General features: G+C 68.1%; 26 protein-coding genes. 5 read left to right on the top strand and 21 right to left on the bottom strand.

Translation table 11 applies throughout. The features are described 5' to 3' along the window. Positions 1–8 precede the first annotated feature (8 nt). The 14 genes from ACZ45T_RS05675 to ACZ45T_RS05610 all read right to left on the bottom strand — a co-directional run bounded on the left by ACZ45T_RS05675 (position 9) and on the right by ACZ45T_RS05610 (position 14,526). Positions 9–899: a phage distal tail protein gene (locus ACZ45T_RS05675; RefSeq protein ID WP_468437792.1), complete on the bottom strand. Its 891-nt coding sequence runs from the start codon at positions 897–899 to the stop codon at positions 9–11. Continuing rightward, positions 896–5,716 (bottom strand): phage tail tape measure protein, encoded by a 4,821-nt coding sequence (locus tag ACZ45T_RS05670; protein ID WP_468437790.1) that lies wholly within the window; start codon positions 5,714–5,716, stop codon positions 896–898. Before ACZ45T_RS05670 ends, ACZ45T_RS05675 begins: the two co-directional genes overlap by 4 nt. Next, positions 5,713–6,024: a hypothetical protein gene (locus ACZ45T_RS05665; protein ID WP_327413859.1), complete on the bottom strand. Its 312-nt coding sequence runs from the start codon at positions 6,022–6,024 to the stop codon at positions 5,713–5,715. Before ACZ45T_RS05665 ends, ACZ45T_RS05670 begins: the two co-directional genes overlap by 4 nt. A gap of 26 nt (positions 6,025–6,050) precedes the next feature. Then, positions 6,051–6,653, bottom strand: a complete 603-nt coding sequence (locus ACZ45T_RS05660) for a hypothetical protein (protein ID WP_468437788.1) — start codon at positions 6,651–6,653, stop codon at positions 6,051–6,053. Positions 6,654–6,665: 12 nt separating this feature from the next. Next, on the bottom strand, positions 6,666–7,133 hold the full coding sequence (locus ACZ45T_RS05655; RefSeq protein WP_314250911.1) for a phage tail tube protein: 468 nt from the start codon (positions 7,131–7,133) through the stop codon (positions 6,666–6,668). Positions 7,134–7,305: 172 nt separating this feature from the next. Beyond that, positions 7,306–7,746: a hypothetical protein gene (locus tag ACZ45T_RS05650; protein ID WP_468437786.1), complete on the bottom strand. Its 441-nt coding sequence runs from the start codon at positions 7,744–7,746 to the stop codon at positions 7,306–7,308. Positions 7,747–7,815: 69 nt separating this feature from the next. After that, a complete protein-coding gene (locus tag ACZ45T_RS05645) occupies positions 7,816–8,247 on the bottom strand; it encodes an HK97 gp10 family phage protein (protein WP_327413863.1) in 432 nt (143 codons plus the stop codon). Continuing rightward, positions 8,231–8,641: a hypothetical protein gene (locus ACZ45T_RS05640; RefSeq protein WP_468437784.1), complete on the bottom strand. Its 411-nt coding sequence runs from the start codon at positions 8,639–8,641 to the stop codon at positions 8,231–8,233. Before ACZ45T_RS05640 ends, ACZ45T_RS05645 begins: the two co-directional genes overlap by 17 nt. Positions 8,642–8,813: 172 nt before the next feature. Further along, positions 8,814–9,650, bottom strand: a complete 837-nt coding sequence (locus ACZ45T_RS05635; protein ID WP_468437782.1) for an ETEC_3214 domain-containing protein — start codon at positions 9,648–9,650, stop codon at positions 8,814–8,816. Between the two features lie 148 nt (positions 9,651–9,798). After that, positions 9,799–10,221 carry a DUF6093 family protein gene (locus ACZ45T_RS05630; RefSeq protein WP_468437780.1) on the bottom strand — a complete coding sequence of 141 codons (423 nt, stop codon included), beginning with the start codon at positions 10,219–10,221 and terminating at the stop codon, positions 9,799–9,801. After that, positions 10,218–10,655, bottom strand: a complete 438-nt coding sequence (locus ACZ45T_RS05625; RefSeq protein ID WP_468437778.1) for a DUF6093 family protein — start codon at positions 10,653–10,655, stop codon at positions 10,218–10,220. The genes ACZ45T_RS05630 and ACZ45T_RS05625 overlap by 4 nt, the downstream gene beginning before the upstream one ends. 84 nt (positions 10,656–10,739) lie before the next feature. After that, positions 10,740–11,849: a glycosyltransferase family 4 protein gene (locus ACZ45T_RS05620; RefSeq protein ID WP_468437776.1), complete on the bottom strand. Its 1,110-nt coding sequence runs from the start codon at positions 11,847–11,849 to the stop codon at positions 10,740–10,742. Positions 11,850–11,929: 80 nt separating this feature from the next. Next, positions 11,930–13,225: a hypothetical protein gene (locus tag ACZ45T_RS05615; RefSeq protein ID WP_468437774.1), complete on the bottom strand. Its 1,296-nt coding sequence runs from the start codon at positions 13,223–13,225 to the stop codon at positions 11,930–11,932. 44 nt (positions 13,226–13,269) lie between these two features. After that, positions 13,270–14,526, bottom strand: coding sequence for a nucleotide sugar dehydrogenase (locus tag ACZ45T_RS05610; protein ID WP_468437772.1), 1,257 nt, complete (start codon positions 14,524–14,526; stop codon positions 13,270–13,272). Between the two features lie 66 nt (positions 14,527–14,592). Between ACZ45T_RS05610 and ACZ45T_RS05605 the strand changes: the two genes are divergently transcribed. After that, complete coding sequence (locus tag ACZ45T_RS05605; RefSeq protein WP_468437770.1) at positions 14,593–15,366, top strand: glycosyltransferase family 2 protein; 774 nt, start codon at positions 14,593–14,595, stop codon at positions 15,364–15,366. Between the two features lie 126 nt (positions 15,367–15,492). On the opposite strand, the gene ACZ45T_RS05600 is transcribed toward ACZ45T_RS05605, so the two are convergent. The 7 genes from ACZ45T_RS05600 to ACZ45T_RS05570 form a co-directional block, all read right to left on the bottom strand. Beyond that, positions 15,493–16,389, bottom strand: a complete 897-nt coding sequence (locus ACZ45T_RS05600) for a TauD/TfdA family dioxygenase (RefSeq protein WP_468437768.1) — start codon at positions 16,387–16,389, stop codon at positions 15,493–15,495. A 182-nt stretch (positions 16,390–16,571) separates the two neighbouring features. Continuing rightward, entirely contained in the window at positions 16,572–17,048 is a 477-nt protein-coding gene (locus tag ACZ45T_RS05595; protein WP_468437766.1) for an NUDIX domain-containing protein, read from the bottom strand. After that, positions 17,045–17,515, bottom strand: coding sequence for a response regulator transcription factor (locus ACZ45T_RS05590; RefSeq protein WP_468437764.1), 471 nt, complete (start codon positions 17,513–17,515; stop codon positions 17,045–17,047). Before ACZ45T_RS05590 ends, ACZ45T_RS05595 begins: the two co-directional genes overlap by 4 nt. Further along, positions 17,512–18,081, bottom strand: coding sequence for a hypothetical protein (locus ACZ45T_RS05585; RefSeq protein WP_328925579.1), 570 nt, complete (start codon positions 18,079–18,081; stop codon positions 17,512–17,514). The genes ACZ45T_RS05590 and ACZ45T_RS05585 overlap by 4 nt, the downstream gene beginning before the upstream one ends. Beyond that, positions 18,081–18,797: a hypothetical protein gene (locus ACZ45T_RS05580; RefSeq protein WP_468437762.1), complete on the bottom strand. Its 717-nt coding sequence runs from the start codon at positions 18,795–18,797 to the stop codon at positions 18,081–18,083. Before ACZ45T_RS05580 ends, ACZ45T_RS05585 begins: the two co-directional genes overlap by 1 nt. A gap of 472 nt (positions 18,798–19,269) precedes the next feature. Then, positions 19,270–19,503 (bottom strand): hypothetical protein, encoded by a 234-nt coding sequence (locus tag ACZ45T_RS05575; RefSeq protein WP_468437760.1) that lies wholly within the window; start codon positions 19,501–19,503, stop codon positions 19,270–19,272. Positions 19,504–19,559: 56 nt separating this feature from the next. Then, complete coding sequence (locus ACZ45T_RS05570) at positions 19,560–20,066, bottom strand: ATP-binding protein (RefSeq protein ID WP_468437758.1); 507 nt, start codon at positions 20,064–20,066, stop codon at positions 19,560–19,562. Between the two features lie 224 nt (positions 20,067–20,290). Between ACZ45T_RS05570 and ACZ45T_RS05565 the strand changes: the two genes are divergently transcribed. From ACZ45T_RS05565 to ACZ45T_RS05550, 4 genes are all read left to right on the top strand, one after another. Next, complete coding sequence (locus ACZ45T_RS05565; RefSeq protein ID WP_468437756.1) at positions 20,291–21,592, top strand: hypothetical protein; 1,302 nt, start codon at positions 20,291–20,293, stop codon at positions 21,590–21,592. Continuing rightward, positions 21,589–22,143, top strand: a complete 555-nt coding sequence (locus tag ACZ45T_RS05560) for a GNAT family N-acetyltransferase (RefSeq protein ID WP_327385535.1) — start codon at positions 21,589–21,591, stop codon at positions 22,141–22,143. Before ACZ45T_RS05565 ends, ACZ45T_RS05560 begins: the two co-directional genes overlap by 4 nt. Before the next feature lie 325 nt (positions 22,144–22,468). After that, a complete protein-coding gene (locus ACZ45T_RS05555; protein ID WP_468438021.1) occupies positions 22,469–23,752 on the top strand; it encodes a helix-turn-helix domain-containing protein in 1,284 nt (427 codons plus the stop codon). Between the two features lie 26 nt (positions 23,753–23,778). After that, the gene (locus ACZ45T_RS05550; protein ID WP_468437753.1) at positions 23,779–24,504 is read left to right on the top strand and encodes a hypothetical protein; all 726 of its coding nucleotides are present in this window, start codon (positions 23,779–23,781) and stop codon (positions 24,502–24,504) included. Positions 24,505–24,529 lie beyond the last annotated feature (25 nt).

The following is a 24,529-nucleotide window of genomic DNA, read 5'->3' as shown; positions in this document are numbered from 1 at the left end:
GCTCCCGATCAGAGTGTGGGCCAGGCCGGCCGCCACGTGACGGTCAGCTGAGCCCGGTTGGTGGGGTCGACGGCCTGCCAGCGCAGCTCGCTGCGGCCGGGCTGGAAGTTGAAGGTGTCGATTCGTGATCGCGGGGTGAGGTTCACGTTGCCGCCGTTGCGGCGCAGGACGGATCGCCAGGTGGGGCGGGTGTCGATCTCGATCCAGTCGCCGGCTTCGATCGTTGTGTTCAGCTGGAGGACGCGGCCGGTCTGCACGTGTGTGATGGACGGGTTGGCACAGGGTCCGGTGATCCGCAGCACGGGCCAGGCCGGAGCTACGCCCTCGACGGTGATCCACCCTGGGCGGCGGTTCGCGTCTGGGCCAGGGTTGACCACGATCGGCGGCACCAGGGGGGCGGTGAAGCCGCCGTCAGCCATCATGCCGAGCGGCAAGGTGACCTGCTGGACGGCGTCGCTGTAGAACTGCGGGTCGGCGGCGAAGAACTCCAGGTCCAGGGGTATCCAGCCGTACGCCAAGGACGTCAGGTCAGCATCGAGCCGGCGGAGGCGCCCCTGGAGGACGCGAACGTCCCGACCGGGGAGCTTGAGGCGCAGGTCGGTGGTTGCACCTCCGGTCAGGCGCAGGCTGGGTTCGTCGTGGACGCGCTGAAGGGCAGCGAGCATGTCCAGGGCGGCTGCCTGGTCGCCAGGGGTCCTGATGGCCGCGTCGATACGGACCGTGCGGCCGGCGTAGTAGTCGGCCCCGAGCCAGACCCCATCGGCATGCGGCGGGTCCACGTCCCCGGTCCGGACTTCGGGACGCCCCAAGCCCTCGATCGTGGCGATCACAACCGGGGTTCCGGAACCGATGGCGACGCCGCCCAGCTCGTGGCGGTGATCCTTGAGGACGGCGCTCATCGGATCCCACCTCGCTTGGCGCGCCGCAGCTGGTACCCGACCGCGGCGGAGATTTGCTGCTCGGTGGCTCCGGGGCGGTCGATGCGGATGTTCTGGGTACCGATCAGGGGGGTCGGGCGCTCGTCTCGGAGGATGACGACGGTGCGGCTTTCGGGTCTGGCTTCCACTACACGAGGGGAGTTCGCTCCGGCCCGCCCCAGCTGGTATCCGAACCGGCCTGCCACGTCAGCCAGCACCCGCTGAGCCGGTCCCCGCTTGGAGGCTCCGAGCGGGATGAACGCCTCACCTTCTGTCGCGGGCTCGGCGAAGCGGACGATGCCGTTGCTCGTGGCATAGACACCGGGGGTGAGGATGCCGCCGTTCGCGTAGGACAGTCCGCGTTTCGCCCGTGCAAGGTCTTCCAGGAACTTCGCGGCGGTACCGCCCAGGACCTGCTGGATACGCGCCTGACCGAGAAGAGCGACCTCGATGATGCGGTCCTCGTCCAGCTTCGTTGTGTCGGCGACGTCGTGGATGCCTGTCCCGCTTGAGCGAATCGCGCCGATGATCTGGATGAGGTCGGTGAGGGCATCTCCGGATACGACTTCCTTGGCGCGTTTGCTCACGTCGTTGGCATCCCGCGCCGCTCCCTGAGAACGCGCGGCCTCGGCGGCCACCGTCTCGGCCGCCTTGTCTCCCTGCTCGGCCAGGAGGGTCGCCAGATCCGTGTAGCCCCAAGCGGCGATCTTGGCCAGGTTCGCCTCGAAGGCCTCCTGGTTCTCGATGGCCGCCTTCAGCTGCGTGGTGAAGTCGCCCAGGGATGCCCGGGCGACCTTCCCCAGCGCCTGGAGGTCGTCGGTCATGTCCTTGATGTACTTCGAGCTGCCGTTGGCCATCCGCTTGGTCAACTCGACACCGTCTTCGCCCATGTCCTGAAGGGCGTCGGCGACGTCCTGACCGGCTCGTCGGGCCACGGTGGCCAGGTCGCGGCGCCAGGCGGCGGCCTTACTCGCAGCCTTGTCCAGGTTCCTCTCGAAGAGGTCCAGGTCGAAGACCTCTGTCTCCTTACCTCCCTTCTTCACCTTGCGCATGGAGTCCGTACGGATCGAGGACAGGGAGGACAGCTCGGCCGCTCCCGGCCGGTAGGACCATCCGGATAGTCCGCCGTTGGCGTACCAGGAGACTTCTCCGCCGAAGCGCCGGACGACCTCTTCCACGATCGACTTGGACCGGGGGCGCTTCGACTCAGCCAGAGGCACGTACGCCTCGCCGTGGGTCTCTGGTTCAGCCCACACACGCCAGGCTCCGGCCGGGGCAATCTGCGCGACGTGCTGCTCTCGGACGCCTCCGCTCGCGAAGAAGGACAGCACACTGCCGTTCGCCTGCGGGGCCTGGATGTAGTCGGAGATGCCGTTGCCGTCCTTGTCGTTCGGCATCGGCGTACGGCGGTACAGGATCGAGATGACGACCGGCGGCGGCTGGTTGGCGGTCACGTTGACCGAGATGCTCTTCGAGCCCGGGATGTTCTGCACGGACAGGCCGATCGCGTCCAGCGTCGACTTCACGGCGGCCATGTCCCCGGACAACAGGGCAGAGGTCAGGGCCTGGGCTGCTGCGGTCCCCTTTGTCGCCGCCGCCGTCTGGATCAGTGTGAGAGCGCCGTTCCACTCCATATTCGCCTGGCTGCCGGCGGACTGGAACGCCGTGACGACGGCGGAGAGGTCGGGCGCGCTTATGGGCATGTCGGCGCCGAAGATGTTCGCGAGCTGTGTTCGGACGCCTTCGAGGTCACCGCTGAGGAGCGCGGTCTTCATGGCCTCCGCGGCGTCCTTGCCGCCGCGGGCGGCCGTCTCGGCCAGCATCTTCATGCCCTGCTGCATCGTTGCCCGGGCGTCCTGCGGCAGCTTCTGCGCGGCCCGGCCCATGTCGGCGAGCGCCATGCGCTGCATGACCTGGGAGAGCTGCCCGGGGTTGTTGGTGGCGGAGGCGTCCGCCCATGCTTGCGCGATCTCCTTGCCGTACTTCTCGGCAATCGCCGGGAGCTGCTCCAGGCCAGCCCGGAAGGCCGGTGTGGAGCGAGCCGCGCCTTCCTGGATGATCGCCTCCAGCTCGTCGGCGACCTTCGTACCGCCCTTGCCGAGCTGGCGTACGAGCTCGTCGAGCATCGGTGCTGCGTCGACGCCGAGCTTGGCGAAGTGGTCGACAAGTTCAAGCCGACCGCTGGCGGCCAGGGTGCCGAGGTTCTTCTGCCAGTCCCTCTGTGCGGTCAGCTGCTTGCGGAGCTGCTCCATGTAGTCGGCCAGGCTCGCCTTCGCCGAGTCGGCTGACTTCCCGGCCTTGCGGTTGGCCTCTGCGACCTCGTCCTGGGCGGCCTTCCACGCCTTGGCCGGGTCGACGATGTCGGCGAGGGCCTTGCCCATGGCCTGCATCTCTTCGCTGAACTTGGGTGCACCGTTCTTGTCGACGGGGAGCGTCGCCGTCAGGTCCCACATGCCGGCGAGTTCGATCCGGTTGTTCTTGATCTTGGCGTTGACGATGTCCATGTTGGCGGCGAGCGCGGATTCCTTCTTCACCGCGTCGTCCCACATCTTGTGCTGCTTGGTCAGGACATCTCGGGCCCGGTCGAAGCTGTCGTCGTAGGTGACGGCCTTGCCGACTTCTCGCGCGGACGCGTTCTTCTTCGCGTTCAGCTCATCGAGGAGGTCCTGGTATCGCTTCCCTCCGTTGAGGATCGCGTCGAGAGCTTCCTCCACTTCGACGCCGGCCTTGCGCAGCTTGTCCACGTCGCCACCGCTCGTGAGCTGCTCGGTCAACTTCCGCAGGCCAGCTCCCTGTTCTCCTTCGCTCCTCTCAGCTCGGAGTGCTTCAACGAGTTCCTCTGTTGCCGCCTTCGCCTTCTGCTTGGAAGCCGAGTACGCGGCGTAGGCGGCGACGCCGATCGTCAGGAGCGCCGCCAGACCGGTGACGGCGAGGCCAGCCCCGGAAAGGACGGCTGGCAGTGCTGACCCGCCGGCGCGGGCGGCGGCCACCTGGGTGCGGAAAGTGGCGAGCTGCACGCCGGCCTTCTCCACGGCCGCGCGCAGGAGGAGACCCGCCGCGGCGAGGGCGAGGAACCCGCCAAGGAGCGATTTCACCGGCCCGGGGAGGTCGTTGATCGCACCGGCAAGGATCTTGAAGTACTCGCCGATGGTCTGAAGGGCAGGAAGGAGGGCCCGGCCGAGGTCGATGCCCAGGGCGGTGGCCTGGTTGCGGAAGAGCGCCCACTGTCCGCCGGTGGTGTCCAGCTGGATTGCGTACGCCTTCTGTGCAGCGCCCGCCCGTGCCACCTCGATGGCGATGCCCTTGTAGGTGTCGGCGTAGTTCTTCCCGTCCGCGGCGGACAGGGCCAGCATCGCCCTCGTCGCCCGGATGTCCTTGAACATGTTGGCGATGGCGTCTGCCGAGCCGCCGGTGACCTCCCGGAGCTTGTTGACGACGACGTAGAGCCCGTCCTGGGCGATGGCGGATGCCACGGACTCGTACCCGAGGTCCTTGATGGCGTCGCGCATCTCGCGGGTGGGCTTCACCATCCGCGTCATCATCATGTTGAGCGCGGTGGCGGCCTCGGCCGCGGGAATGCCTGCCAGGGTGATCGCGGCCAGGGCCGAGCTAAGGTCGTCGAACTCGACGCCTGCGGCAGCCGCCATCGGTACGACGTCGCCGAGCTGCTGGGCGAGCTCCTCGAAGGAGACGACACCCAGGTTGACGGTCTGGAACATCGTGTCCATCACGTCGTTGGCGGCGGACGCGGGCAGCCCGTACGCCTTCAGCACTCCGAGGAGTGCGCGCGCGGAGGTCTCCGTGGTGGTCAGGCCGGCGGAGGCGCCCTGGGCGGAGACCTGGAGGATGGACATGGCTTCGGCACCGTCGAAGCCGGTGGACACGATCTGGTAGAGGCCCTCGGCGAGCTGCTCTGCTGTCTGCGGGAGTTCCGTGGACAGGCGGACGATCTCGTCGGTGAAGGCCTGAACGTTTTTCGCCGTGATCTCCTGGGAGATCGTCATGACGTTCGCCATGGCCTTTTCGAGCTGGATCGCGTTGGCGACGCCCACGCCTAGTGCGGCTCCGATGATGAGCCCGCCCTGGGCGAAGGCTGTGGCCCGGGCGGCCGAGGCGGCGGCTACTCCCCTCTCGGCGTCGGCTATCTGGCGTGCGGACGCTTGCGCGGTGCGTGCTGCGGCGCGCTGGGCCTCGTCCCGGGCGGTGACCGCAGTGCGGGCGCGGTTCTCCGCGTCAGCGAGACCCGTGGAGGCGCGCTGGGCGAGGCCGCTGGCGCGGGTGGCGGCGAGAGTCGCGGCGGCGGCTCGGCTCTGCGCGGCGGTGTGGGCCTGTGCGGCGCGGTCGGCTGCGACCTGGGCGGCCTGCGCCGTGCGTGCGGCGGCCGCCGCGCCGCTACCAGCAGCGGCCTGCGCACGGGCCGCCATGGTTTGGGCAAGGGCCTGAGCTCGTGCGGCGCGCTCGCCGGCGAGGGTGGCGGCCGTGTGCGCCTCCTGCGCCCTGGTCGCAAGGGACAAGGAGAGGGACTGCGCGCGGTGTGCCCGGGATACGACCTGCTGTGCAGCAGCTGCCCGCTCTGCTGCCTGGGTGGCGCGGGCCTGCGAGCGAAGCGTTTCTGCGGAGGCGGCGGCTTGCGCGCGGGCGAGGGCTTCGGTCGCGGCACGTACCGTTCCCAGGCGTGTGCCGACTCCGGCCAGCCCGCCGTCGAAACTCCTAAGCTGGCCGGCGGCGCCTCGGAGCCCGGTGGTCAGGCCGCCGGTGTTGGCCATGAGGTTGACGTAGAGGTTGTAGGCGCCGCTCACGGCGTCACGTCCTTCCGGGGCCGCAGCCCGATTTTCATCCCCCGGCCCTCGGCCCCATCGGGGACCTGCTCGCGCTCCATCTCGATCAGCTCGCAGCCCGGGCAGCGGTACGGCTCGGGGACGTACGCGAACCGGTCCCCGCCCACTCGCTCGTCCCACTCGGCGGAGCGTGTGCCGCAGCCGTCGCATGACGCCTGCGTGTAGGCGAGGTAGGCGAGCGCCTTCGCCCGGTCCAGCGCCGACCAGCGGCCGTCCCCTGCTCCCGAGAAGTGGCTGTGCGGGATCCCGTATGAGGCGCACAGCTGCATCTCAGCCCGGAAGGCTGGGTCTTCGATCAGCCTTTTCCCAGGTCAGCGCGCAGGGTCTGGTTGACGACCAGGGCGGTGGTGAACAGCGCCTTGGCGTCGGCGTCCGCCCAGGCGTCGAGGAGCTCCTGGGCGTCGGTCTCGCTCATGCTCGGTACCTCGGTGCCGGCGTCGTCGCGTTCGAGGTGGCACGCGGCGATCAGGGCGGCGGGGAACGTCTCGACGTTGTACTCCATGCCGGTATCAGCCTGGGCTTCCGTGGGCGGGTGATCCCGCAACAGCTGCTCCCACGCCGGACGCGGCAGAGCTCGGAAGGTCAGCCGTAGCGTCGCGGCGTCGAGTTCCCGCTGGGCATCGTCAAGTTCGCCCTCGGCTGCGAGCACATCAGGCTGCTGAGCCACCCACTCGGAACGGGCCGCCTCCGCAATGCCCTGTTCGATTGAGGCGGACCCCGCTTCGGTACGGGCACGTGCGAGGCGGAGGGCGGATTCGGTGACGGCCGCCTTGAGCGCCGGGTCGTCGCAGATCGACAGGGTGCGCTCGGCCAGGCGGCGTGCGCGGAGGCGCTCCATCTTCGCTGCCCAGTGGGGGTCTCGGGCAACCGCGGCTGAGGGCGGAGTGTGCGTGGACATGCGGCTTCCCCCTTACGCCTTCGCCGGGATCGCGGCGTCGAGGGTGGGCTTTGCCGTGATGCCGAAGCTGACCTTGAACTTGGCGGGCTCGGCGCCGGCGGTGTACGTGGCGGACCGGCTGCCTACACGCACCGGGAAGACATCCATCGACTTGGACTGCGGTATGTCCCCCTTGCGGAGGATGACCACGTACCCCTCGCTGCCCTTGGACAGGAGGGTCTCCAGGGTGTCGTCGACCTTGTCCTCGTAGAGGGTGAAGGAGCTGTTGTCCGCCTTGTCCTCGCCGGGGATGGACGTCGTGAACTCCGATGCCATGTCCGGCGTTTCGATGGGCACGTTCTCCAGGGCCCATCCCTCGATGTCCGAGATGGCCTCGGCGAGGTCGGTGGCGTTGGCTCCGGTCAGCTCCGGCCGGGTCGGGATGTTCGAGGCTGCGGCAATCGCCTTCAGGAAGTAGAACTGCGTCGTTCCACGCCGCATGAACCGCTGCTGGGTGATACCCACTGATTCTCGCTCTCCGGGGACACCCCTGGAGCGGCACGCACCGGAGGCCCGTCCCCACGACGCCGCGCACAGCGCGACAGGGGAATCAGCCCGTACCGGAATCGGCCGGACGTCCGCGAGGGGGCCTCCGCGGTGAGGGCGGTGCTGGTCAGGAGAGCGATGTCACCTCGACCACATACCGCTGCACGTAACTGTATATGCCGCCGGCGACAGCGACGCCCTCCTCTTTGTCCAGTCCACGGCGGAGCACAGCGCATCCCGGGATGGTGATGTCGGTGGTGTAGGCGCCGCTTCCGCTGCTCTTTCGCCCGAGCATGGCGGTCCGGACGCGGTCTGCCATCCATTCGGCTTGCTCAGCTGTGGTGGCCACGCTCGTGACTTGCAGCAGGGCGCGGGCGTCGCCGTCGGCTTGGCCGTACGGCGGCCCGTCGGTTGTCAGACCGAGGGGGTAGAGAACTGAGTAAGGGACTTGGGCACCGGTTGGCGTGCTGGACGCCGTGGGTGCGGTGCCGTACCCGCAGCTCCTGGTCGTGGCGGTCGCCAGCATCTTCTGTACGGCGAGGGAGACCTCGCGGCCGGAGACGGGCACTGTTCCTCCTATCTGGCTGCGGAGCTTGGCCGCAGGCGTGGTCCGTGAGGCGACTGCTCGTCGGGCCGGTCAGTCACTGATTGAGTCGCCGAGGGCGGCGAGAAAGATGGGCCGTATCTCTTCGATCGCGGGCCCGACGTGTGGCAGCGGAGCCTGGTTGTAGATCCGGCCGAGGCTGTCCGCGCCGACGAAGCCGTACTCCAAGCGGCGCGCTTGGGGCTTGTTCGTGCCGACGGTGGCGGTCACGGTGACGCCGTCTGTCGAGACCTCGTGGGTCCAGCTCCGCCGGTAGTCGCCGGTGGGTGCGTTGGGCCCCGGCCGTCCGGAGGCCCGGGCCTTGATGCGGGTCTCGAGGAGCATGGCGTGGTGCTGGACGACCGAGAGCGTTTCCGGCAAAGTCCGGACCGCCCGGGCGTCCAGGAGCGCCGCGATCTGAGCGGCATTCGTGTAGACGCCTGCGGCGCCGTGGGCGTTCGGGTGGGGGTTAGACGCGGAGGGCATCGGGCTCCCCCTCCTCCTCGCCTCGGGCCCACTGCCGTAGCTGTTCGACGATGGCTGCTGTGAACCCGTGCCGGCCGCCGGCCAAGTCCAATCGGTGCATGGCGGCCTGTTCCAGGAGCGGGATGTCGATCGCCGCGAGGAAGCGTTCGGCTGCCTCGCCAGGTTCGTGGGGGATGCCGACTGCGACCTGGGCGAGACCGTCGTACTCCGTGACAGGGCGCCCGGGCGAGAACTGGAGTACCAGTTGAGCTGGTTGCCCGGCTACGTGGTGCAGGCTGTAGCTGTGGACGAGGCGGGAAATGTCCACGCCGTCGAGGGCGACTGCCCCGCCGCCGGCGTGGGACGTGATACGGACGTGGTGAGGATCTGTGAGCTGACTCTTCGCGATCTCCATGATTCGAGCGTATGCGCGATCACGGGCGCTCCGAATTCGCTCGTTTGAAAGAGTCAGAGATTCTCAGTTGGTTCCAGCCGAGCGAATAGTAAGATCTGGCAGCGTCTAGCCCACGCGGGAGGCGCAGCCTGCCGCGCTGAACCACTAAAGAATCTTCGACTCAGGACACTGGCTATGGGCGGACCGCGATCCGGTCGACACCGATCTGATTCGGATACACCTTGCTGAAGTCAGTGGCGGGGCGGGTCTCCGCGTACGTGTTCACAACTACCCGGCCGAGGCGCTCTTGGTCCGACGGGGCCAACTCGCTCCAAGGCCGAATGACTTGCGGATGCTGGGTTCTGTCGGCCCACTCAGCCCACGGTTCAAGGGCGTCTTCCGTCTGATCCTCCGTCCATGCAGCGCACGTGTCGTTGACCCCCCACGCCAGACTTCGGTAACTCGTAGGGTTGCCGCCCGTGAAGACATGAAAGGCATAACTGGATGATGTCATTCCGCGAACCGCCTTCACATTCGCAGAGGATCTCTGTTCCATGTCCTGGAACCGGGTCGCGTGAAGCGTAACGCGGGGATGGGCAGACCCGTCCCGGAATGTGAAGGTCGGGCGAAAGTCTGCTTCGCACGACGTGACAGCGAACGCCAAACTCACATCGTCCTTGTCAGTTACGACATCGACCCAATAGTCCGGCCGGGGCGAGAACGTGCTGTAGGTGAGATCTCCGCCCGTGGACGTACGGCGGTACAACGGCACCCCGAGGACCGCTCGGAAGCTTTCTAGGCTGTGGCCAGCGCGCAGTCGACCCAGCTTGGTGTACTCGACCGACCGCCAGTCCTTCTTGGCCCTCCATTCGACAACCGTCACGACAGCAGTCGTAAGGGTGCTGATCGCGGTTACCAGCCCGGCCGTTAGGAGCACGACCTTGAGGAGAAGGTTGCGACCAGTCAGCAGATCGAAGCGTTCCGCGAGGCTGCTCCGGCGCCGCTGTCGTTCCCGGTCATCCGATGCCATGACCGGAGACTAGGGCTCCGAATAGTCGGTCGCGTGACGACGCTCCGATCTAGTGTCCTGGTCAAGGACCCCCCGGCGGTTCAGCGCATAACAGTCGACGCTGCCACGGCCTCACCACGGAACTACCTGAAATCTCTGACTCAGGTCACTACGGCGGGGTGACCTCATCAAGACGAGTCACTCGGACCAGCTCAACAGTCGATGCCTCGGACGGATCGAGGACCTGCCAGACCCGCCCAATCGTCGCGGGGTTGCCGGATCGCGCCGCGATGACCTCTACCCGGTCGTATCGGGCTGGGAGCGAAGCTCCGAGCGGGGTGAGCAGCCGGTACCAGGAGACCGTGTCGTCCAGCCACTGCCGGCCGACAATCCCCTCTGCCGTCACCTGCCCATGCCCGGACAGGACGGCACCGGGGCCCTCGTAGACGTGCTCTACCGGCACCTCGCCCACGAGGCCGGTGGCCGGGTCAAGCGGAGCGGTTCCCGTTGGCCGGGTGATGCGGACCGTGTCGACCAGAAGGGCAGCTTCAAGGTGGCGGCGCACCTCTTCCGGGTCGATGCCTGTCGTCACGGCGTTCCACCTGTTCGCTGCGTGTCCTGGTCGACCCATGTCGTGCGGACCACGCTGAGGTTGGCGGTCTCGCCTATGTCCAGCACGCGCCAGGTGCGGCCGATCGCTGACGGGTCGGCCGCCTGCATGACGCGGACGATGTCTTCTCTGGAGGCGACCGGCGCATGGAGGGGCGTCAGGAGCCTGTACCGGGAGCGTGTGTCGTCCACGTACGCCTGCCCTGCCAGGTGGAGGACCACGGAAGGCCCGTCAGCGGGAAAGAGTGCACCGGGCCCTTCATAGACCACGACCGGGGGCCCTGGTTCGTATTGACCGGTGTCCGGGTTGAACACCGGCTCACCCTTGCGCTCGATCCTGACCCGGCTGGTGAGGATCTTCTTCTCGACGATCGCGCTGACGCCCCCCAGAGTCAGCCCCTCAGTGGGAGTGCTCATGATCCGAGCGTATGCCGATCCACTGACACCGTCGGCCACGCCCCGTCTGATACACCTGCTGGTCTGGACGAGTGGGGGCAGGGGTTAGGAGGTAACGCGCAGCGTCAGTTCGCGAAGCCGGCGGCCGGTGGTGGTGATGTCGTATCGGCGCGCGTTGTTGAGAGCCGCCTTGGTGAGGGCCTTGCGGTGGTGGTGGTCCCGGCTCATCTCGTCCAGGGCGTCGGCCAGCGAGCGCGGATCGCCGGGGGTATAGGGAACGCCGGTGCTGCCGAGGATTTCCCTCACACCGGGAAGGTCGGAGTAGGCCACGGGAAGGCCGTGGGCCTGGGCCTCGATCACGACGAGTCCGAAGGCTTCCATGCCTCTGGTCGTGAAGACGAAGGCGTCGAAGTTCGGAAGGCGGCGCCACAGTTCGGCGCGGGGGAGGAACGGGTCGAAGTGAACCCGGTCCTGTAGACCGAGTTCGTTGGCCCGCTGTTCCAGGTGTTCTCGTCGAATTCCGTGGCCGATGACGGTCAGGTGATGCGGCTGATGGGTCAAGGCGAGGGCTTCGACGGCGGTGATCGTGGATTTGTTGTCGTCCAGGCGGCCGGCGTGCACCAGCGAGAGAGGGCCGCTGCCGGTTGGCGGCCGGTCGCGTACCCGGGCGTGCCTCAGATGGATCCCCCACGGGATGACGGTCAGCCGGTCGGTGAATCGGTGTCCAGTGAGACGGTCGATACGGTCCGCGAAGGCGAACGTCGGGGCCACGATCGCGGCGCTCGCCGCAGCGACTTCGTTCAGGCCTTCGCGCTCACGGGCGCTGTGCTCGGCCGCCATGATGTCGGGGCCGTGGGCGATGGCGATGATCGGGATGTTGCCGGCGGTTCTGGCGAAGGCCTGGCTGAGAGCGAACCCGAGGTACTGGGCGTGGATGGCGTGCGGCCGGATCGTCTCGATGAGCGCACCGACCTCACGCGTCAGTTCGTCAAGGTAGGGGTCGAAGCCCGGGCCGTGTGGGCGCTTCGTCGTGGAGAGGGTAATCAGCTGACCGAACGCGGCCTGCCAGGCCTGATCGACCGGTTCCCTGCCGAGGAAGGTCGTGTGGGTCTCGGGCATCGCGCCGTAGAGATCGTTGACGAGGATCATGCTGCCGGACGAAGGCGCCGAGGTGCGATTGATGCCGGTCAGGATGTTCAGGAACTTGGCGGCCATGCGGAACCCCGATCATCGAAAGAACCGGTGGGTTGAAATTGGAGATCGCGCCCCGACGACTCGTGCATCAGGGGTGCGTTCTACGTCTCGCGCTGGCGGGGAGGTGCCCACCACGACGCCAGGTGCGGCGTTACAACGGCCACGACCTCCTCGACCGGATGTAAATAGCCCGTACCGTCCTGTTCTGCCGTCCACATCCTGACTGACGCTCGGGGGTAGACGGGACTTATTCCAATCTCGCCCTTGGGGAGGATTCCGTTGAAGGGTGTAGCCATTCCCTCACTGTTCCAGTAGTCCCACGCCTCAAGAGCCTTGGATTTCTCAAAGCAGTGGTACAGCTCCCGATAGCGGCCCATGTACCGGATCTCGCGGAAGACGATCTGGCCGAGCAGTCCCGGCGCGGTCTCCTGGATCGTGCTGAGGTCAGTGCCCTGGAAGTTGACCGATGCCGCGTCCTGGGACGGGTGCAGCGCAGTCCGGGCGAGCAGGTGGGACAGCCGTCGGCGGACGTACTCGGCGACTCCCGGGCCGAGAGCGGGTTCGATGCCCTCGATGAGCTGAACGAGCCTGTGATGGCGCGGCTTGAAACGGGCCAGGTCGAACAGTTGCTCCATGCCGTCCACGGCGGCGAAGGCGAGCCGCTTGTAGAGCCAGTTGTTCAGCTCGCCCGCCTGGGCGTAGGTCTTGGTCTCCGGGGTGGTGGAGTGGAGCATCAGGTATTCGGACAGCACCTCGAAGTACAGGTATCCGAGGAACGGCACGGCACGTACGGCGTCGGCCAGCTGGTTGATGAAGTCGGGTGCCGGCGTGGCGTGGCCGGTGGCGTTGCGCAGGGCGAGGTCGAGGAACGCGGCCGCGGCGCGTAGGCCGGCCAGGACGGCGCGGTCGAGCTGGTCGGTCTCGGCCTGGGTGAGGAAGCTCTGGTAGCGGAGGTAGGTGCGCAGGTGGATGGCGCCGAGATGCAGGTAGTCGACGCCCTTGGGCGGGATCGGGGCATCCGGGGTGACTTCGAGGATCACGGGCGTGGTGTCGGGTTTTGTCGCCATCAGGTAGGCGCCGAGGTTGTGGGGGCGCAGTCCCTCGCGTTGGTTGGCGAGGGGCGAGCAGTACAGGGCGCCGACCAGGCATCCGGTGGAGACGTGCACCTGCCCGCTGGTGCGGATGGCGTCGATGCCCCGGGTGGTGTGCAGCAGGTACATCGGCCTGCCGCTGACGAGGGCCTCGGTCATGGCGCTGTTCCGGATCAGCCAGCCGTTGGGGGTCGAGTGTTCCAGGTGGTCGCGCCAGTCGCCCTCGCTGTCGGCCAGCGAGGCAGGGCTGCGACGCTGCGCGGGCACGGTGTAGTCCGTGTGCGCGTGCTCCCATTCGTCGCGCAAGAGAACTCCTGGGGATGGAGGAACAGGGCTGGTCAGGGGGAGGGTCAGAGGACTTCGACGTTCGCTCCGGACATGCGGTTTCGGCAGTCGAGAACCCAGGCCGAGTGCTGCTGGATCATCGAGAGGTCGAATCGTGCGTGGTCCATGAGGAGCACCACGGCGTCGGCGGCCGCGACCTCCTCCGGCGTCGCGTCCACCCGCCGAACGGTCACCTCGGTGCCGGCGCCGTCCGGGATGTTGGGTTCGGCGCCGCGGACGTCGGCGCCGAGGCCGGTCAGAAGCTCGGCGACACGTGCCGACGGCGAGTTGCGCAGGTCGGTGGCGTTGATCTTGTAGGTCAGGCCGAGCAGCAGAACCCGGGCCCTACTGACGGGGATGCCGCGCCTGTCGAGGGCGTCCACGACGCGCTGAACAATGTAGTCAGGCATGTGCCGGTTCACGTCGTCGGCGAGTTCCACGAACCGGAAGGGGACGCCGAGCTCCTGCTGGATCTTCCATGCGAGGAACAGCGGGTCGACGGGCAGGCAGTGCCCGCCGACTCCCGGCCCCGGGGTGAACCGGGTGAAGCCGAAGGGCTTGGTGCCGGCGGCGTCGATCGCCTCCCAGATGTTCACGCCGAGACGGTCGGTCAGCGTCGCCAGCTCATTGATCATGGAGATGTTGACGAGCCGGAACGTGTTCTCGATCAGCTTGGCCAGCTCGGCGACCTTGGGCCCGGACACCGGCACCGTGGTGTGAAAGATGCCGTCGTAGAACTCCTTGATCACTTCGAGTGATGTGGCGTCGATTCCGGACACCAGTTTCGGTGTCCCCTCGAACGACCACCGCTTGTTCCCCGGCGCGATGCGTTCGGGACTGAATCCGACATGGAAGTCCACCCCGCCCTTGAGACCCGAGGTCTCCTCCAGGATCGGCAGCAGCAGTTCCTCAGTGGTGCCCGGATACGTCGTGGACTCCAAGACCACGGCCGCGCCGGGGCGCAGATACTCGCCCAGGGTCCGGGCGCAGGCCTCGACGTAGGTCAGGTCGGGTACTCCGTCCCGCAGCGGGGTCGGCACCGTGATCACCGCGAGGTCGTAGCCGGCCAGCGCGCCGGCGTCGGCGGTCGCGGAGTACGCGCCGGTGTCCAGCACCGCGCGGAGCCGCGACGAGGCGACGTCCTCCACGTACGAATCGCCGGCGGCGAGCTGCTGGACGCGGTGCGGATCCACGTCGTAGCCGACGACACGGTGACCGACCTCGGCGGCACGTACGGCCAGCGGAAGCCCTACGTAGCCCTGACCAGCGACAACTATCTGCATGGCAGCTCCTACTCGATTGCGGTGCTTGAATGGACCGTCGTTCCTGGTCTGGCAAGGAGATTCGCTGTGCCCTTGGTGTCTGTCGTGATGCCCGTGTACAACTCGGCAGCGACGTTGAGCACAGCGGTCCGGTCGGTGCTCACACAGACCCACAGCGACCTGGAGCTGCTGATCACCGACGATCAGTCCTCCGACGGCTCCATGGACCTGCTCCGCGAATTCGCCAAAGAGGACGAGCGCGTCCTGCCGGAGTCGGCACCCGAACAGGGCGGCGCGGGCCGAGCCCGCAACCTCGCGATGCAGCGAGCCCGCGGGGACTACATCGCCTTCCTCGACAGCGACGACATGTGGCTACCGGAGAAGACCGAAAAGCAGCTCCGCTTCGCCGCGGACGGGGCCGCGCCTTTGACCTTCACCTCGTACTTCAAGATGGACGCCGACTACGACGGCGAGAGCACCGACTGGGTGCCGAACGGCCGAGTGGTCCGCGCGCGGAAGCATGTGGACTACCGCGCGATGCTGTTCCAGGACCACATCGGTGCCCTCACCGCCATGTACGACCGCAACGTCCTGGGCACGAGGCTGATGCCGGAAATGCGCAAGAGGCAGGATTACGCCCTCTGGCTGTCGATCATGCGGGACGGCTTCGACGCCCGGGGCCTGGCCGAGCCCCTCGCGGTGTACAGAGCCCACCAGGCGGGATCGCTGTCCTCCAACAAGCTCTCGCTCGTGCAGTACAACTGGACCCTCTACCGCCAGCACGAGCATCTGTCCGTCCCGCGGGCGACGCAGGCACTGGTTGGCGCTGCCTGGCAGTCGCTGCGCAACTCGCGTATCTAGATCCGGCGGGGGCCCGGGGAGCCCGGCGCGCGACGATTCCCCGGCCGGTCCCCGCCCCGTGAACCCGCCGCGGGCTCGACGGCGGACTCGGGGCGAAGATCGGAAGCTCGCAGTGCCGTCGGCCGATTACGCGGCCGGGCCGGCGTCGGCGGGCGCGCGCAGGAACAGCTGGAGCAGCAGCCGCCTGTCTGTGGCCTCGATGGTCTCCTGGCCGTCCTGGAGCGCCTCCCGGCCGTGCAGGAAGCGGCGCTGATTCACGATGAGGTAGTCCCCGGATTCGAGCATGAAGGCGACCTGCCCCCGGACGAGCTCCTCGGCGAGCTGCCTGGCGGCGTCGGCGTGCGCCTGGCCGAGCTGCGACCGCTCCAGCATCTTGGCGGTGAACCGGACGAATCCGTTGGAGCCGTCCAGGACGGGGAACTGCGCGTACTCCTCGCCGACGCCGTGCAGGTCGAAGAAGGTCCCGTAGTGGTAGGCCGCCTCGGCCAGGAGCACGCGGCAGTCCTCCGACAGCCGCGACACGGCCGCGTGGCCGTCGGAGAGGATGCTGGGGCCGCCGCCGAGCGGGTCGCGGCGGACGCACAGGAGCGTGGTGTAGTCCGGGGGCAGGGTCCCGTTCACCAGGTCCATGTGGAAGGCGTTGTATCCGATGCCGCTCGACTTCCCGGGATCCTTGTCGATCTTGACCCCGATGTCCTTCCACAGGGGCCAGCGCGGGAAGGGCGAGAAGGGGACGGCCACCTCGGCCGCGAAGGCCGTCGCCAGCCGCAGGAACCGCGGGTCGTCAGCCCCGCCCAGGGCCTTGGCGAGGCTCCCCAGGCGCAGCACGGCGTATCCGCCGCCCTCCCCGGTCAGCGCGCGGCGCAGAGCCGTGGCGGTCTCCTCGAACCGCGGGACGGCCGTCAGCTCGGCCCGGTACCGCTCCCTGGTGGACTTGGCCAGGAACGGGACGTCCAGCTCCCAGGGCGGGAGAGGAAGGTCGATCAGGGCGACTTCGAGTTCGCTTGGGAGGTCGATGATCACGGGGAACTTCCTATCTCTTGGGGCTTCGGGGTGTCGTTCGGGTGCTGCTGCCCGGACGGGCATGTCCTTCCTCACTGGCACGGTGCTGTGCAGGTCAAAAGCCGGTGCCAGGGTCGCCTCAGGCGCGATCCGGCGCCGGGGGGCAGTAAGGGCATGAAGGCCGCCATCAGAGTGCAGCGACGTCAGCGGGATAGGACTTGTACGGGCTCGCCCTCCTGCGCGCGCAGGGCTGCCTCCAGCCAGGCGCCACGCTTGGCGTCGAGAAGCGTCATGGCCTCGGTCACGCGGACCCAGCGGGCTTCGGATAGCTCGCTCTCCTGGAGGCGAACCGAGGTGTCGGCCGGGACCTGGCCTCCGTCGAAGAGGAACTGCACGACCGCCCGGCCGCCGGTCGACTCCTTCGGCATGTGCCACATCACTGCGAGCAGGCCGGCCGCCTGGCAGTTCAGGCCTGTCTCTTCTGCGAGCTCGCGCTCCGCACACACCGTCGGGTACTCCCCGGGGTCGAGCATGCCTCCGGGGAACTGCCAGGCGCGGGCACCGTAGTTCGCCTTGACGAGAAGGACCAGGCCGTCCTCATCGGTGACGAGCATGGAGCCGACAGCTACCACCTGGGGCAGGCTGGCCAGCCACTCGGCCTTCGGAAGCAGGATGGTCATTGGTCCTTCTCCTTCTGCGCGCTGGCGGTCGTGGTGTCGGGTTCTTGCAGGAGTTGCAGCGCCCATGCGCGGCTGACCATCTGGGGAAGGTTCTTCGCGCCCAGGCGGTCGCGGAGCTTGCGGAGGTCGGCGACCACGTTCTGGCGACTGGTGAGCAGCTCCATGGCGATCTGCGTATTCCTGCGCCCTTGAGCTGCGAGCCTGAGCGCAGCCAGCTCGGCCGGCGAGGTCTTGAAACCCTGCTGTTCCGGCTCGGGGAGGGGCAGGACTCCCTTGCGGTAGGCGTAGTCCAGCAGGCACGCGACGGTGGGGGCCCCGATCTTGTGCCGGGCTCGCTCCGTGCGGGATCGGATGGTCTCCGCGGATCTGCCCACGGCCGCCGCGATCTCCTTCGCCGACTTGCCTTCGGCTAGGAGGGCCATGGCCTCGATCTCACGAGGCGTGAAGTCAACGGTCTGCCGCTTCATCCCAAGCCGCCCTGCTCTGCCGGCGTGGGTGCGATCTGCCCTTCACTGCGAATCAAGGATCCCAGTCCGTCATCGGTCTTGGGGGTCTGCTGGAGCAGGTGCATCGTCCGCTTCCCCGGCAGTGCCACCTCGCGGACGCTCTGCCACCCGCAGGTGCGCTGGAAGTAGTCCGCCAGGCGCGGTACGCGGACGGTGCATCGGACCCATGCCGGCGGGTTGGGCTGACGGGCGGCGTAGTCGCGGACCCACGGTGTCAGCAGTCGCCCGACCCTCCTGTGGCTCGGGTGGGCGTGGGCGAGGGCAACCAGCAGGGTCGGTTCCTGGCGCTCCTCGATCGTCCATCCGTCCTCGGGCGCAGCCCACTGGAGTGCGATGGCGCCGATAAGGACCTCGCCGTCCCACAGGCCGACGGCCGTCTTGCCGCTGAGGGAGTCCGCGCGCTGGACGAGGTCGACGAGCCTGGCCGCTTCTCCGTCGAACACGTGCTGCCGCTCGATCTGCCGCTCCATGCGACTGTCGAGCAACTCGTCGAGGGCGCTGGAGTGCTTGCTGGTGAGAGGCGTCATCACGTACATGGGGTGGTTGCCTTCGGGTGAGGTCGGTTCGTGGCTTGCGCGGTCCAGTCCTCGTCGAGATCGACAACTGTTACGTCCGACAGCTCGACTCGGATCTCGCTCGCAAGGACCCACGGCAGCAAGGGGTCGTCGAAGTAGGCCGCGTAGTCGCGCTCGACTACGCGGATCTCGTGCGGATTCAAGGGGTTGGGGTTGGGTGCACAGAGCGTGCCGACAACTCCGATGGGACGGACCGCCCTGGCCCGTAGGGCCACGTGACCGGCACGGAGCCGGGGGCACAGCTCGACCGCGATCCGGGCGCAGGGAAGACACACCGGCGCCTGGGCGAACCCGATCTCAAGCGCCTTCTCGTACGCGTCCACCGTGAGAACCCATAGGGTGCCCGCTTCGGTGCGGCCGGCGGGCTTGGCGCAGACCTGGCACAGCAGCAGCCGTAGTGCTCGGCGCTCCTTGGCGTGGTTGATGTCGGCGAACAGCGGTTTTCCGCGCTGGTCGTCCTGCACGGGCCGGACGCCGCGGTGGAGCAGTTCACCGTGCCTGCCCCGATCGGCGGGAAGCTCGTCGACGTACGCGATGCCGTTGGGGCGGGCGATGATCTCCCCTGGGATGGCGGGCTCACCCGTCCACACGACGATCCAGGGGACCACGTCAAGGAGTTTCGTCCGCTTCGCCGAGTCGGGTGACTCGGCATCGGTTCGTCTGGCCACTGTGCCTTTCCTCATTCCGATGTCCGGTGGATGGCCGGCCGCCCCCCGTTCGCTGGGGGCGGCCGGGGCGCTCCCGCTCGCCGCTGGGAGGCGGAGCAGCATCAGCGAGGCGCCGCGCCCCGCTCGCCCAGCTGCCCGGTCATCACGCGGAGGGGTGCGTGGTACGGGGAGCGAGCAGGGCCCGATGGAGCCGTCTCCCCGGAGCGGCAGGACACAGCTCCAGGGAAACGGCGGTCAGGAGAAGTGCGAGACGTACTGCCAGGTCAGCCAAGCCAGCACCCCAGCGGTGAACATCAGAGGTCCTCCGGCCGTCCAGAGCCCGAAGCCGCTGCGCTCCAGCGCGCCACGAGGATGCCGCGCCGCCCAGCGCAGGCGAGGGAAGTAACGACGACGGTGCGCAGCTACCGGCTGTACCGGGAGCCGACTGTGACCAGCACCCCCATGCACGCGATCAGCACCCAGCCGAGCCACGTCACACGCCCTCGTCGGAGCGGGCCGCTCCGCGGCCACGCCGATGCAGGCCGGACAGCCTCGTGCTCTTTTCGGCCCGGTCGGGACGCACGTACTCCAGGTCTCGCGTCAACGCCTTGGGCAGGGGCAGGTGCGCTTCGGCCTGCTGCCAAGCGGAGCCCGGCTCGCGCGGCGGCAGCGGGCTGGGCTCGGACTGAACGAGTTGCGGTAAGCCGCCTCGGCTGACCTCGTACATGAATCCTCCAGGGACCTGATGGTTTGGGATGTGCGCCGGCGCAGCGCCGGCCGGGCCTACCGCGCTACCGGGCCGACCGGGATCACGCAGTAGACGGTCCTGCTGTCTGAGGTGAAGCCCCATCGCCCGCCCATCTCGGCGGTGATCTTGTCCACGATCGCCAGTCCTCTGCCGGACTCCGCATCCGCGCTGGCATCGCGCACCTGGGGCTGCCCGCCGCCCGCGTCCTGCACGAGGATGTGCAACTGTCCCCTCGCGTAGAGCTGCGTCACCGTCACTGAAGCGCCCTCCCCGCTACCGCGGGTGGAGTGCTGGATGGCGTTCGACACGAACTCGCTGACAATCGTCAACGCCGAGTCCAGCAGGCTCGACAGCCCGAGGTAGCGGAGCCTGGCAGCCACGATGCGGCGGATGTGACCGACCCGCCTGGCGTCAATGGCGGCCACGACGCCGACCTCCTGGCCCTCGATGGCGAAGGATGTTGCCATGAGGTCCACGGCCGGTCGGCGGCTCACATCCGTCTTCTCCGTCACCGGACGCGGCCGGGCGATTGTCTGCGTCATGACCTGACACCTGTCCGATCGGTAGAGAACGTGTGTGAGGAAGGAGAACGCGGTGCTCGGCAGCCACGTCTTTCGACATGCACGGGCTGGCCGAGCCACACGAAGAGGAAACGCCCAACCGGCGCTCAGAGACAGGCAATTTGCGTCGCTCTCGGCTTGCGCAGAACCGGTAATTTTTACCTTGCGACCGTCACGCAACGATGTGACGCCGTTACGGTGGGCCCATGACGGAGAACGTGCTCCTCGCGTCGCACATGGAAGCCGCTGCGCTCAAACAGGCAGAACTGGCACAGCGGTTGAACAAGCACATCGAGCGCCTCACCGGCAGGCCCGGGACGCTGCAAGACCGGCACATCCGGAACTGGCTGACCGGAAAAACTTCATGGCCCCAGACGCGACAGCGCCTGGCCTTGGAAGCAGAATTCGGTGTTCCTGCCGATGCACTCGGCTTCCGGCGGCCCGTGCGGCACGGCAGCGGCGAGCACCCGGCTCCATCACACGCACCATCGGAGGATCCAGTGAAGCGACGTCGCTTCACCTCGGCAGCTGTCGGTTTCACAGTCTCCGCGCTCCTGCCGGTGCCGGCGGCGACGTCGCGACGCCGCATCGGCATGGCAGACCTCGACGAGCTGGAGACGGCGTTCGATCAGCTCATCGCATCGGACAACCTGGCCGGGGGCACGGTCAAGCTGGAGACTCGTGCCCTGGCGTTCGCCCACCACGCCCAGGAACGGCTGGCCGTCGGAACCATGAGCGAGCGGGTGAAGGACCGGCTCTATCTCCTGGCGGCAGCGTTCACCGGGACGGCCTTGTGGGCAGCGGTGGACGATCACGCGCCTGACCGGGCACGAGGCCACCTCGAGCGGGCCCTGCACATGGCGCGGTTGTCCAAGAACCCGGAGATCGAGCTTCGACTATGGGGGCACGCCGCTCTGCTCGCGTCCCAGCGCCCGGGTGGCCTCCGAGAGGCGTTGGACGCTGCCCAGATTGCGCGCCGCTCCGCAGCCTGTCGCCGCGATCCCCTCTTCAGCTCGTTCGCCTCGGCCCGTCTTGCGGGAGTGCAGGCCCAAGCTGGTGATCACAACGGCTCCCTTCGCTCGATGGAAATCGCTCGCAAGGCTTTCCAAAAGGCCGACCCCGGAGCGCAGCGGCCGGCCTGGATCGGGTTCTACGACGCTGCGGAACTGGACGGGCTATCCGCTGTGGTCATGTCGCGCATTGGACGTCACGCCGAGGCTGAGGCACACCTGCACCGCACCCTCGGTGGACTGCGCCCCGGGTACGTACGCAACCGCAGGTACTACACGGCCAGTCTCGCGCTGGCCCAGCTGCACCAAAGAGAGCCCGAGCAAGCATGCGCAACGGCTCTCAGTGCTCTCCCTGACCAGGCCAGTGATTCACTGACCGGACGCACGGGCCTACTGCTGAACCGGTTCGACAAGGGCCTCACCAGCATGGCCCCAGGCGCCCAATGCACATCCGAATGGACAGCTCGATACGTGACGAACAAGGGACAGCAGTCGTGACCGTCGTGTTCAGCCAGGCCACCGCCGAGCAACTGCCCGCCATCCGCGAAGAGATCCTTCGCATCCACCAGGAAGTACGGCACCGCGACTTCCAGATTCTGACCGAGTTCCAGTCAGTGGAGCGATTCGACGAGCGCCTCAGCAACTACGCGTCCCGCCCCGGCTGGACCGCCGTGATCGGTCACGAGGACGGTGAAGCTGTCGGCTTCGCCTTCGGCGTTCCCCTGGGGCCCGATACGCAATGGTGGTCCACGATGACGGAACCGCTTCCCGATGAGTTCATAAAAGAGGACGGCACGCGAACCGTCGCGCTCAACGAGATCGTCGTCCGCCGGCCGTGGCGCGGAAGCGGCGTTGCCTGGCAACTTCATGAGACCTGGCTCGCTCCCCGAACTGAGGAGCGCGTGACGCTGTTGGTCAATCCGGCCAATGGCAAGGGCGCGGTTCAGGCCGTGTACGAGGCGTGGGGCTACCGTGTCGTAGGTCATCAGCAACCGTTCCCCGATTCCCCGAAGTACGCCGCCATGGTCAGGCCCGTCGCCCGCCCATAGCCGCGCGGCGAGTCCGCCGCCGGGTTGAGCGACTCTGGCTGTGGCTCAACCCGGCCGCGGCGCCTGCCTGCTTCGGCCGTGCACGTTGCCACCACTCTGCTTCGACCGCATGGCGTGTCCCCTTCCTGCTGGATCACCGGCCGGCGGCGCGGGCCTTGAACGACCCCCGCTGGCTCCATCACGAAACCACGCCGACGCGCCCAAATGACCGCCATGCCCCCATGCAGCAAGCCACTTGCAGATTCTGCACACGCTGGGTACGCGTCCCATCACAGCCCCTAAGGTGGGGGCGGCAGACCTCTGGGCCGATCCGTCGGAGGGCTTCGTGGGCGTGGACCCGCTGTGGAGTACCCGCAAGGTTCGTGCACTGGTGGACAACCAGCGGGCAGGGAGCCTTGTGCGGGTTGGCCGAGAGGCTCTGGGCTGGCGACAGACGGATCTCGGCGTGCGCCTACGCTGCTCCGCCTCCACCGTCTCCCGTATTGAGCACGGGCAGCTCACGGACCTGACACTGTTACGACGCGCGGCCCGAGAAGTCGGCGTACCCGTCGATCTGCTGGCCGCTTCCTTAGGGTTAATGGCGCAGCGCAGCCCTAGAGTTGCTGAAGAGTCGTCGCCGCCTGCCTTGGAGGATCCGTTGCTACGCCGCACCGCCATCGCAGTCGGCCTCACAGCACCGCTCGGGCTCCTCACCGGGCTGGAGAAGGCTCTGGCTGCGACACCTGACCCCACCGGATCCCGTCTCCCCCTGGACTCCCGGCTGGCCGCAGCCCGCTCCCTGTTCGATGCAGGCCACTACGACCAGCTCCTCCAAGACCTGCCAGGACTGCTCGGCGACGCCCATCACGCGACCGCAAGCCGTACGGATCTCGACTACGCGCGCCTCTCGTCCGCGTACACCCTCGCCGCGACGGTCCTGAACAAGAGAGGCGACTACGCACTGTCTCGCCTCACTGCCGACCGCGCTCAGGTGTACGCGGACGTCTCCGGCTCGCCCCTCGCCTCTGCCGCAGCAGCCCGCGAACTGGCTGCCGTGCTACGCCACCAGGGGCAGGAAGCCGCCGCGCAGCGACTCATTCAGGGAGCCGTTGCCCGGGTCGAGGCGACAGGGCTGTCCACGGACGCCCAGGCAGCCGCCTACGCCCAGATGCTCGCCAGCACCGCGTACACAGCGGCAGTCGCTGGTGATCGCGACCAGGCGCACACCATGATTCGGGAAGCTGGCCGGGCAGCCCGAGAGCTCCCCCTCCGAGCGCCTGCTGGCCGCCTGTTCCCGATCACCCCTGCCGCTGTCGACCTGTATGCCGTCGGCGTGCACTGGGCGCTCGGCGACGCCGGCGCGGCCCTGGAGGCGGGCCGGAACCTCCATGCTTCGCAGTTCCCCACCAGGGAGCGGAAGGGGCGGATGCACACCGACCTCGGCCGTGCCTGGTGGCAGTGGGGCAAGCCGGAGCAGGCAGCTGCCGCCCTACTTGCTGCGGTCCGCGTGTCGCCCGGTGAAGTCCGCGACCGTCCCCCCATCCGGGCGATCGTCACCGAGCTGCAGACGCGTCACCCTCGTGTAACGGGAGTCGCGGAGCTCGTCGCAGCGACGAAGACCAAGGCTTAGTGCGGTTGCAGGATTAGGCTGACCGGATGACAGCTGATCGCACAGCAGCCAAGTACCGCCGCATCCTCGCCCTGGCCGGCGCGGCCGGGATCGCCCTTGCCGGGAGCGCCTGTTCCTCGTCCGGGAGTTCCGGCGGGGCCGCCTCGGGCGGTGAGAGGCTGTCCTACGACCGGGTCGCCTCGACGGCGAAGCAGCTGACGAGTACGTCGGCCTGCCCGTTCGGCCTAGACCCGGCGGCGGCGCTGAAAGCGGCCGGTGCCGAACGGACCGTCACCCCGGCGGCGTCCAGCGGCCACCCCGCGGTTCAGGGGACCGTCGACCCGGGCCGGCCGGCCGAGCCCTTGCCCAGCGGGCAGCCCAGGCCGTCCGGGTTCTCCTCCTTTCCCGCCGTCCCGCCGAACGCGTCCGTCGTCTGCAACTTCACGGCTTCGGAAGCCCCGATGGAGATCGACCTCGTGGCCCTGTCCGAGGGCGAGGGGGCGGTGAACCTGGCGCTGCCGCGGATCGCCACCCTCGGCAACCTCGGCGCCGACGAGGTGATGGCGTTCTCCAAGGACAAGCCCGGGATCGGCCAGACCAGGGTCACCCCGGGCCGAGGCACGGCCGCCGTCGCACGGGTGGCGGTGGCGGGCAAGGGCGACTTGGCGCTCGTGGTCTCCCAGGGATGGCCCGTCACCAAGGCGGACCCGGCCCTGGCCGGCGAGTCGCTCAGGAAGGTCGCCGAGGCACTCGCGGCCCAGCTGCGGCCGTAGGCGGCGCCGGCAGGCGACCCGCCGC

It is taken from the genome of Streptomyces sp. NPDC030995 (assembly GCF_055571215.1).
Note: the sequence above shows the minus strand (reverse complement) of the source record. Positions and strands in the feature narration are given on the sequence as shown.

What these genes read in the sequence shown, in the direction of transcription:
- ACZ45T_RS05595 (WP_468437766.1), bottom strand. Translation starts at nt 17,048, where the DNA reads ATGACCATCCTGCTTCCGAAGGCCGAGTGGCTGGCCAGCCTGCCCCAG.
- ACZ45T_RS05625 (WP_468437778.1), bottom strand. Translation starts at nt 10,655, where the DNA reads ATGAGCACTCCCACTGAGGGGCTGACTCTGGGGGGCGTCAGCGCGATC.
- ACZ45T_RS05645 (WP_327413863.1), bottom strand. Translation starts at nt 8,247, where the DNA reads ATGCCCTCCGCGTCTAACCCCCACCCGAACGCCCACGGCGCCGCAGGC.
- ACZ45T_RS05655 (WP_314250911.1), bottom strand. Translation starts at nt 7,133, where the DNA reads ATGCGGCGTGGAACGACGCAGTTCTACTTCCTGAAGGCGATTGCCGCA.
- ACZ45T_RS05590 (WP_468437764.1), bottom strand. Translation starts at nt 17,515, where the DNA reads ATGAAGCGGCAGACCGTTGACTTCACGCCTCGTGAGATCGAGGCCATG.
- ACZ45T_RS05635 (WP_468437782.1), bottom strand. Translation starts at nt 9,650, where the DNA reads ATGGCATCGGATGACCGGGAACGACAGCGGCGCCGGAGCAGCCTCGCG.
- ACZ45T_RS05640 (WP_468437784.1), bottom strand. Translation starts at nt 8,641, where the DNA reads ATGGAGATCGCGAAGAGTCAGCTCACAGATCCTCACCACGTCCGTATC.
- ACZ45T_RS05570 (WP_468437758.1), bottom strand. Translation starts at nt 20,066, where the DNA reads ATGACGCAGACAATCGCCCGGCCGCGTCCGGTGACGGAGAAGACGGAT.
- ACZ45T_RS05585 (WP_328925579.1), bottom strand. Translation starts at nt 18,081, where the DNA reads ATGACGCCTCTCACCAGCAAGCACTCCAGCGCCCTCGACGAGTTGCTC.
- ACZ45T_RS05575 (WP_468437760.1), bottom strand. Translation starts at nt 19,503, where the DNA reads ATGTACGAGGTCAGCCGAGGCGGCTTACCGCAACTCGTTCAGTCCGAG.
- ACZ45T_RS05550 (WP_468437753.1), top strand. Translation starts at nt 23,779, where the DNA reads ATGACAGCTGATCGCACAGCAGCCAAGTACCGCCGCATCCTCGCCCTG.
- ACZ45T_RS05565 (WP_468437756.1), top strand. Translation starts at nt 20,291, where the DNA reads ATGACGGAGAACGTGCTCCTCGCGTCGCACATGGAAGCCGCTGCGCTC.
- ACZ45T_RS05665 (WP_327413859.1), bottom strand. Translation starts at nt 6,024, where the DNA reads ATGCAGCTGTGCGCCTCATACGGGATCCCGCACAGCCACTTCTCGGGA.
- ACZ45T_RS05620 (WP_468437776.1), bottom strand. Translation starts at nt 11,849, where the DNA reads ATGGCCGCCAAGTTCCTGAACATCCTGACCGGCATCAATCGCACCTCG.
- ACZ45T_RS05610 (WP_468437772.1), bottom strand. Translation starts at nt 14,526, where the DNA reads ATGCAGATAGTTGTCGCTGGTCAGGGCTACGTAGGGCTTCCGCTGGCC.
- ACZ45T_RS05660 (WP_468437788.1), bottom strand. Translation starts at nt 6,653, where the DNA reads ATGTCCACGCACACTCCGCCCTCAGCCGCGGTTGCCCGAGACCCCCAC.
- ACZ45T_RS05675 (WP_468437792.1), bottom strand. Translation starts at nt 899, where the DNA reads ATGAGCGCCGTCCTCAAGGATCACCGCCACGAGCTGGGCGGCGTCGCC.